The organism is Methylomonas defluvii (genome assembly GCF_033949435.1).
GTDB lineage: Bacteria > Pseudomonadota > Gammaproteobacteria > Methylococcales > Methylomonadaceae > Methylomonas > Methylomonas defluvii.
Genome location: NZ_JAXARY010000048.1, coordinates 1 through 7,410 on the forward strand (window position 1 = coordinate 1; position 7,410 = coordinate 7,410).

Annotated in this window: 8 protein-coding genes, 2 pseudogenes and 1 other annotated feature; of the genes and pseudogenes, 6 read left to right on the top strand and 4 right to left on the bottom strand. The window is 45.5% G+C overall.

Annotated elements, in window-relative coordinates; all coding sequences use genetic code 11:
- Positions 1–11 precede the first annotated feature (11 nt).
- The 3 genes from QLH52_RS24305 to QLH52_RS24315 all read right to left on the bottom strand — a co-directional run bounded on the left by QLH52_RS24305 (position 12) and on the right by QLH52_RS24315 (position 2,345).
- Positions 12–440 (bottom strand): hypothetical protein, encoded by a 429-nt coding sequence (locus QLH52_RS24305; protein ID WP_313731119.1) that lies wholly within the window; start codon positions 438–440, stop codon positions 12–14.
- A gap of 187 nt (positions 441–627) precedes the next feature.
- Positions 628–1,539 carry a ParB/RepB/Spo0J family partition protein gene (locus tag QLH52_RS24310; protein WP_313731120.1) on the bottom strand — a complete coding sequence of 304 codons (912 nt, stop codon included), beginning with the start codon at positions 1,537–1,539 and terminating at the stop codon, positions 628–630.
- Positions 1,540–1,541: 2 nt separating this feature from the next.
- A complete protein-coding gene (locus QLH52_RS24315; RefSeq protein ID WP_313731121.1) occupies positions 1,542–2,345 on the bottom strand; it encodes a ParA family protein in 804 nt (267 codons plus the stop codon).
- A gap of 500 nt (positions 2,346–2,845) precedes the next feature.
- Between QLH52_RS24315 and QLH52_RS24320 the strand changes: the two genes are divergently transcribed.
- The 6 genes and pseudogenes from QLH52_RS24320 (at position 2,846) to QLH52_RS24340 (ending at position 6,939) form a co-directional block, all read left to right on the top strand.
- Positions 2,846–4,117, top strand: coding sequence for a replication initiation protein (locus tag QLH52_RS24320; RefSeq protein ID WP_313731122.1), 1,272 nt, complete (start codon positions 2,846–2,848; stop codon positions 4,115–4,117).
- A gap of 169 nt (positions 4,118–4,286) precedes the next feature.
- Positions 4,287–4,695: pseudogene (locus tag QLH52_RS24325) on the top strand (IS3 family transposase); the annotation flags it as partial.
- Positions 4,514–4,647: a sequence feature (AL1L pseudoknot), on the top strand. Its footprint overlaps the pseudogene before it by 134 nt.
- A gap of 37 nt (positions 4,696–4,732) precedes the next feature.
- The gene (locus tag QLH52_RS24690) at positions 4,733–4,876 is read left to right on the top strand and encodes a hypothetical protein (protein WP_425258027.1); all 144 of its coding nucleotides are present in this window, start codon (positions 4,733–4,735) and stop codon (positions 4,874–4,876) included.
- Positions 4,877–5,240: 364 nt separating this feature from the next.
- Positions 5,241–5,609, top strand: a complete 369-nt coding sequence (gene traJ / locus QLH52_RS24330; RefSeq protein ID WP_313731124.1) for a conjugal transfer transcriptional regulator TraJ — start codon at positions 5,241–5,243, stop codon at positions 5,607–5,609.
- 542 nt (positions 5,610–6,151) lie between these two features.
- Entirely contained in the window at positions 6,152–6,442 is a 291-nt protein-coding gene (locus QLH52_RS24335; protein ID WP_313731125.1) for a type II toxin-antitoxin system TacA family antitoxin, read from the top strand.
- Positions 6,439–6,939, top strand: coding sequence for a GNAT family N-acetyltransferase (locus QLH52_RS24340; RefSeq protein WP_313731127.1), 501 nt, complete (start codon positions 6,439–6,441; stop codon positions 6,937–6,939). Before QLH52_RS24335 ends, QLH52_RS24340 begins: the two co-directional genes overlap by 4 nt.
- A gap of 68 nt (positions 6,940–7,007) precedes the next feature.
- On the opposite strand, the pseudogene QLH52_RS24345 reads toward QLH52_RS24340, so the two are convergent.
- Positions 7,008–7,304, bottom strand: a pseudogene (locus tag QLH52_RS24345) (IS66 family transposase); the annotation flags it as partial.
- Positions 7,305–7,410: the final 106 nt, after the last annotated feature.

Sequence of the window (7,410 nt, forward strand, 5' to 3'; positions counted from 1 at the left end):
GGGCAATACAACTAACTATTACATTCCCAAACCACAAAACCGTCGATGACATCCTTCGTTGATCGATGACGCTTGGCGTTGATCAGCGACATCAGTGATTCATTCAGAATTGTTAAGGCTTTCGGATCGTCAGCATTAACGTATCGGCTTGACCTGCCCTGTCCGTTCTCGCACCTCTCAGGTAGCCAACGTTGCGGGTAGGAGCTAACTCGAAAGCCATGGTTGACCAAAATCTCGGCAACAAATGGTTCTCCGCTTTTGACAGTCCACTTAACTTTTTTTAATGTGTGCAGCCCACCCAGAAGAACGAGTATCGGCTTATCGCTTTGGAATTTCTCTAAGCGACTGGCCATGTGTTCGTCACGATCCTGATCGGCATCAGTGGCTTCGATTTCCAAGCATGGCAATCTTGATTTAAGCTTGGCCAGATAATCGATCATTTTTCGCATACCTGCATGATCGATGGCGGGTTATTGATTGTGGTTTTTCATAGGACTCCTCGTTCTGAGAGATTACTCTCTTAGCGGGGTGTCTGTGAATCGTCGGCAAGATCATAGCTGTTGTTGGACAGAATTTTGGACGTTAATCAGACAAAATTCGATATCTGGAGCTTTGTGTAGCAAGTTGCTACACTTCTGACACTTCGGCATCCATCAAGTTTTCTAAAAACGCCTGAAGTTTCTTCTCTTTCTTCTCATCGAGCGCGGCTGTGTTCAACTTGATTGTCATGTGTTTCCCCGCCCAAGAGATATATCCAACTTTCTTACCGTCCTTGATCAAATTATGAGTACTCTGTATATGGCAATCCTTATTACCCTCTTCTTCCGCTTTGAGCTTGCGGATGATGTACCCTGCTATCTTGGTTTGCTCTAAGTCACCGTTCAAGAGAAGCCCCCATGCTTCAGCCAAGAGGGTGTCATAGAGTGGTGTCTCGTTGTTCTGCCCTATCCTACGTATATCACTTGCGGCGGATCGTGATAACAATCTCGGGTTGTTGTTCAGATCATTCCTGATAAATTCTGGAAGATCATCAAACGAAAAGTAGCGGTACATATCTTCTCTATTCATGCCCAACGACTCTGCTAATTTCTTTTTAGTCGGGAACAAATTTTCTATCTGTCTTATGGCTATGCCAATTTCATAGTCACTTAGATCTTCCCTATCAACATTTTCCGCCAGAGCAAAGACGGCCATATCGCTGTCTGAAATTGATGTGACAATCGCACCGATAGTGGGTTTATTCAATAACTTGTGCGCTCTCCACCTTCTTTCACCAGCGGCGATTTGGTAGCGATCTTCTACCTTTCGAAGAAGAATTGGCTCCAAAAGTCCTACTTCTGCGATAGATGTTGCTAACTTTTGCAGCTCATCTTCTGGAAAGATTCTTCTCGGCTGATACGGGTTCGGCTCGATAGTGTGTACCTGAACAAGGATGTACTCACGACCTTCTGAAAACTCGGCTGTTTGGTGCGATTCGACATGCTTTTGCAGATTTTGCTTTAGCCTTTCTTCCAGCATTTTTGTTGTGTTTTTCGCCACGCTTAATTATTCCCTATCTCTATTTTCAATAGTTTAACTATAGTTTCAGCCAAATGCCTGAACTCGCGTGAAACTTTGGCTGTTCTGTCCAAAGCATGAAGACTTTGTTGTGTAATGGCCGATTGATTGACCTTCGTGCTAGTGGGAATTCGAACATCGATAAGTTTACCAATTTGTTCTTTTGCTGAAGCTTCGATCAACTTGCACACGGTTTGGCGTTCATCATGTCTAATGAGTAATGCACCTATTAGTTCAAGGCCTGGATTGATTCTATGGATTTTCTCAACTAACTTCATTAGGTCCGTCACACCATACATACCGTACTGCGATCCGCTCTCAACCGGAACTATAAAGTGAGTGGAAGCGGCCAAGGCATTGCTTGTCAGCAACTTCAAACTAGGCGGGCAATCCAGCAAGATCACATCATAGATGCCGATTAAAGGTTTGATCTTCTCTCTTAATTCTTCTGATGGCCTTGGAGCATGATCTTTCAATTCATCTTCAGTCTTACCTAGCGCTAATGATCCGTAAATCAATGACACACCTTCGATGTTCGTGTTGCTATGAATAGCGAGTGGTAATTTCTCAACTTCAGAAACTAACAGTTCAGCACAGGTGACAGTTACTTCACTGGGATGCTTTTTACCAATATGCAAACTGGCATTGGCTTGAGGATCGAGATCAATCACCAATACCGATAATCCCATTTTGGCTAATTCTGCCGATAGATTAACGACAGTTGTTGTTTTCCCACAGCCACCTTTGTGATTGGCAACAGAGATGACATATGTTGGTTTTTCCGTCATATTGTGTTCGATGTAAATTATTTATGTGTCCAGTATAGTCGATTAATATTATCAATCAACTAAATAAAACAACAACAACGTAAAGAGGGATTCCCCTGTTGTTGTTTTATCTTGTTTTATCTTGTTTATATTTGTTTAGTTTTTTGTAAACCACGGTAGGCAAGGCTTACAACTGAAATAGGACATAAGATTGGGGAATACGGACATAGAATTGGGGACTAGAGGACATAAAGTTAGGTGTCAAAAGACATAGTTTTGGGGATTAAAGGGCATAAAATTGGGGGTGCCCATAAACGCTTATATGCCTTCATTCGCATGTAGAAAAGACATTCTCAACCTATTGATATAATGCTATTTTTTTTACGCGAAGGATTAGATGCTCGATTACAAAAAGTCATTTGGCTTTGACAGGACATAGTTTTGGGGAAGCGCTAATAGATACACCATGACAGCGCATAAAAACAAAAGACATAGTATATAAAACGTTATACTATGTCCTTATGAACGAACTATCTTCGCCAAACTTAAAGAAACATGCTGCCGCGATTCATTGCAGCGGAGAGCTTTCGTTGGTTGAAAGAAAGCTATCAAACATCCTACTGCTCAATTCATACGAAGAATTGCTGTTCAAGGACGTTCATACCATTCCCACCAAGCACCTGTTCGCAATGTTGGGTTGGGAAGACAGCAACAACGTCGAAGGGTTGAAATCCACTTTAAAAGGGCTGATGTCCACGGTGATTGAATTTAATCTCATGGGTGACGGTGGGGAAGTATGGGAAGCAATGACCTTATTGAGTTCTGCAAAAATCGCAGATGGATATTGCCGATATTCATATGCAAAAGACTTAGCCGCCAAATTCTACAAGCCGGAAATCTTTGCTGTTATAAATCTATCCGTTCAAAAGCAATTCAAGAGTAATTACGCGCTCACTCTATACGAAAATTGTGTTCGATTCATTAAAGTAGGCTCGACCGGATGGTGGAGCTTAGACACTTTTCGAAAAGTCATGGGGGCGAACTCAGAGACATATCATGAGTTTAAACGCTTGTCTAGCTTTGTGATCAAAAAAGCCATGGATGAGATTAACCAGGTCTCGGACATTAGACTGAAGGTTGAGTACAAAAAAGAGAGCCGTAAGGTAGTGGCTTTGCGGTTTCTGATTACTGCTAGTTCACAGCAGGTTCTTATTGATCGCGATGCTAAGGCCAATAACACCGATAATGTTATAGAAGAACTAAAAGGAAACGAACTTTTTAAAAGACTTCGGGAACACGGGATCGGCGAACGATTAGCCTTGTCGTGGATGATAGAGGAACCCGAGTTGGCAGCAAAGGCGGTGGATTACACAGAATTGATGGACGCCAAGGGTAATATCAAAGGTAATACCGCAGGTTACATCCGCAGGCTCATCGAATCTAAAGCCGAGCTGGAAGAACCGCTCTATAAGACCAACAAAAAAAAGTCAGAACGGGAAGAGTCTGTTCGACGAAAAGTTGAGTCGGACAATAAGAAGCAGTTAGAAGAATTCCGGAAGCTTAAATTCAAAGAAGCATCACAGAATCTTTCATTCAATGATTTAATCGAATTAAAAGATCAATTTTTGATGTCTGCTGAAGCAGTATCGCTTACGCAAACAAACTTCGATAGGGACAAAGGTAAGTTCGTCGACAAAGTGACACAGCTAACGTTTATGCCGTGGCTGAAAAAGAAAATCACACCAGAATTTGATCAAAAAGAGTTCGAGCTATGGTTACAAAAAAAAGTGTAGCAACTTGCTACACATTTTTTTAAATGTCAATATTTTGAGCATTGATCGACATCTTCCAAAATCTGAACCGCCAGAATTTCTCGGAGGCGCCAACAATTGAGATGATGGAGCTCTGAAAGAGAAAACTACAAAACACTATTCATCAGAAATCCGAGAACGAGCCGTTCGCATGGTGCAAGAACATCAAGGCGATTACCCGTCGGAATGGGCAGCAATTCAAGAGATTTCAGGCAAGTTTGGCTGTACGGCTGAGACGTTACGTCACTGGCTGAGGCTGTCGCAAACAGCCACCGTAAAGTTGAAAACGCCGGCCAGCAGCGAACCGGAACGGATCAAGGCGATGGAGCGAGAAAACCCGGAATTGCGGCAGGCCAACGATATTCTGCGTAACGCCTTTGCATATTTTGCACAGGCGGAGCTCGACTACCCACAGGGCACAAGCGCCCGTTCAAACGATGAAAGCGTTCATTGACGACCATTGCATCGTCTATGGGGTCGAGCCGATCTGCAAGGTATTGCCGATTGCCCCGTCGACGTATTACCGGCATGCAGGCATGCGGCCCGCCAAGCCAATCAGGAGTTAGCCGAGGTCAGCGTGAAGCTTCAGTGGGCAGTGTGGGTGACTCTTATGACAATACCTTGGCCGAAACCATCAATGGTTTGTATAAAGCTGAGCGGATTCATAAACAATCCTGGAAGAATCGCGAAGCCGAGGCTGGGTATTATCAGCAACTAACTGAGCCTGCTAAGGCAGCATGACTCACAACCTAAGGCCTCCGAGATTTCCGGGGCGGTTCAATTTCGGGCACCGGTGGCTTGCGAGGTTTCAATGTCGACAATTAGGTCATGACGGTTCCCGGACATGGCGTAGGTGAGGTTATTTTTGACAAAAGTTGATTTAAAATTGATCGAAAGTTGACTTATGTTTGATGAGTTAGTGACTAAAAATTGACAACTGTTGATAACAATGTGACTGAAACATCGGGGCAGGATATGTGAAGTACATGTACCGGCGAGGCCGCCACATGTACTTCACTCCCTTTATTCGCGCTATGCACTCAATGGGAATCCTGCTCTACGAGGTCAATCGGCTACCGCCGATAGTTGAACATCAGAGGGGAACATGACAGAGAAGAAGGCGACGAGGAAGGGAAGTACCCCGATATATGTGTGGGTTACTCCAGACGAGAAAGCGGCAATCGAGGCGAATGCGCGGCAAACAGAACATAGTACGTCTGCCTATTTGAGATCGCTTGGCCTTGGCTATGCTCCGAAAAGCATCGTTGACAATCAAAAAGTCATCAAGCTTGCTCAAATCAATGGCGATCTTGGTCGTTTAGGAGGATTGTTGAAGTTATGGTTAACAAATGACGCGCGAACTGCGCAGTTTGGTGACAATGTTATACGGGCTACCCTTGCTAGAATTGAAGATACGCAAGTACAAATGGTCGAAGTGATGAAATCAATTATATTGCCACGATCAGAATTGTGAGAATCTCAATAGCCGACATCTTTTTGATGGCGGAAAACCAGGATGTAGATCTCGTTATCGTTTGGTTCGCAGCGAACACGCTACATAGCAATCGCAGAATGGTTAGGGCCCATTTAAACAAATTGCTGCGATGTTTTGTATCACATTTTAACACGCCCTCTATTATCAAATGTTTGTGACTCTCGGTTTATTTGATGATTGGTCGCTAATCAAGGAGTAGGGCAGGGTGGTCTCTCCGGATACTATGAGGAAGGAATGGCTTGAAATCATCGAAAAAACGCCTACGCATGGAGATGATTTAACGCCACAGCGCTAGTATTTCATCTCTTATGGGCCATCAGCAGGGCAGTCCAACGTGCCAATGTGTGGATTGGGACTTACTTTGCCATTCTAATGATAACGGGGTTTATCACCGACGCCATAATGGGCAGCTCGTCACCGGGAGCATCTGGCGTTTTCAGGCCTAGTGAATTAGCTTTGGTAACTATTGTCATGACAACGTCTGACGGCTATACTGCGCTTCTCTGCCTATGGGAGATATTATGGCTACTCAATCGACACGCACCACCAAACTTGACCTACGATTATCGCCTGAAGCAAAGCAAACCTTGAACGCGGCAGCCCAGGCAGCCCATTGCTCCGTCAGTCAGTTTGTATTGGCGAGTGCCTTGGCACGCGCCGCTGAAACGCTTACCAAGCGACAACGCTTTGAACTCAATGCCGAGCAATGGGAGCATTTCATGGCCGCGCTCGATGCGCCGCCGCAAATTGTACCCCAGATCCAACGCTTGTTTCGTGAGCCGAGCCCTTTTGATCTGCCGATGGCCGAATGACGGGTTTTCGGATTGAGAAGCTACGGCGCGATCATCCCCTTGATAGCTTTACCTGTGGACGCGAAGAGCTTGACCGTTTTCTTATTCGCTATGCCCTCGGCAACCAGCAAGCCAACGCTTCGCAAACTTATATAGGCCTGCATGGTCAGGAAGTTATAGGCTTCTACAGCCTGGTTGTGAGCGAAGTCGCCTTTGGCGATGCGCCGGAGCGCTTGACCAAAGGCTTAGCCCGTCACCCTGTTCCCGTCATGTTGTTAGCGCGGCTGGCTGTGAGCACCGCCTGGCAAGGCCGCAAGATTGGGTCCGGCCTGTTAAAAGATGCGATGCTACGCACGTTGCAGGCTGCCGACATTGGCGGTATTCGTGCTTTCGCTGTTCACGCCAAGGACGCCTCTGCCAAACAGTTCTACGAGCGGTTTGGCTTTGTCCCCGCACCGACAGACCCGTTGCACCTTTACCGTCTCATCAAGGATTTACGCCGTTCTCTCGAAGCGTGACGTTGAAACTACGTAAGCGCCCTTTAAACCACGCAATTGAATTTTTCTACAAAGCTGTACGAGTTTGGTTAGGCTGTTGGGTTGATGAGACGCCAGGGAAGCAAAGCTTCGAAGTCTTCGACGGCTTTTGCCAAAGGCAGTTGACGGAACAACTCCACCAGATAGGTGTAAGGTTCGATGCTGTTAGCCTTGCAGGTTTCGATCAGCGAGTAGAGATTAGCGCTGGCCTGGGCGCCGGCCACTGTGTCGCAAAACAACCAGTTGCGGCGGCCCACCACGAAGGGGCGAATGGCATTTTCGCAGAGATTGTTATCGATGGGCCAAGCGCCATGGTCGACAAAGCGAATCAGTTTGGCCCAGTGGGAGCGAGTCTACAATTTGACGACATATAAGCATTAGCTAATTAAAAACTGACCGCTAAAAGCCGGGACCAATAAAAAGCTAACCCTGAGATTTTAGATATAATATGCC

What these genes read in the sequence shown, in the direction of transcription:
- QLH52_RS24340 (WP_313731127.1), top strand. Translation starts at nt 6,439, where the DNA reads ATGACGGGTTTTCGGATTGAGAAGCTACGGCGCGATCATCCCCTTGAT.
- QLH52_RS24335 (WP_313731125.1), top strand. Translation starts at nt 6,152, where the DNA reads ATGGCTACTCAATCGACACGCACCACCAAACTTGACCTACGATTATCG.
- QLH52_RS24305 (WP_313731119.1), bottom strand. Translation starts at nt 440, where the DNA reads ATGATCGATTATCTGGCCAAGCTTAAATCAAGATTGCCATGCTTGGAA.
- QLH52_RS24320 (WP_313731122.1), top strand. Translation starts at nt 2,846, where the DNA reads ATGAACGAACTATCTTCGCCAAACTTAAAGAAACATGCTGCCGCGATT.
- QLH52_RS24315 (WP_313731121.1), bottom strand. Translation starts at nt 2,345, where the DNA reads ATGACGGAAAAACCAACATATGTCATCTCTGTTGCCAATCACAAAGGT.
- traJ (WP_313731124.1), top strand. Translation starts at nt 5,241, where the DNA reads ATGACAGAGAAGAAGGCGACGAGGAAGGGAAGTACCCCGATATATGTG.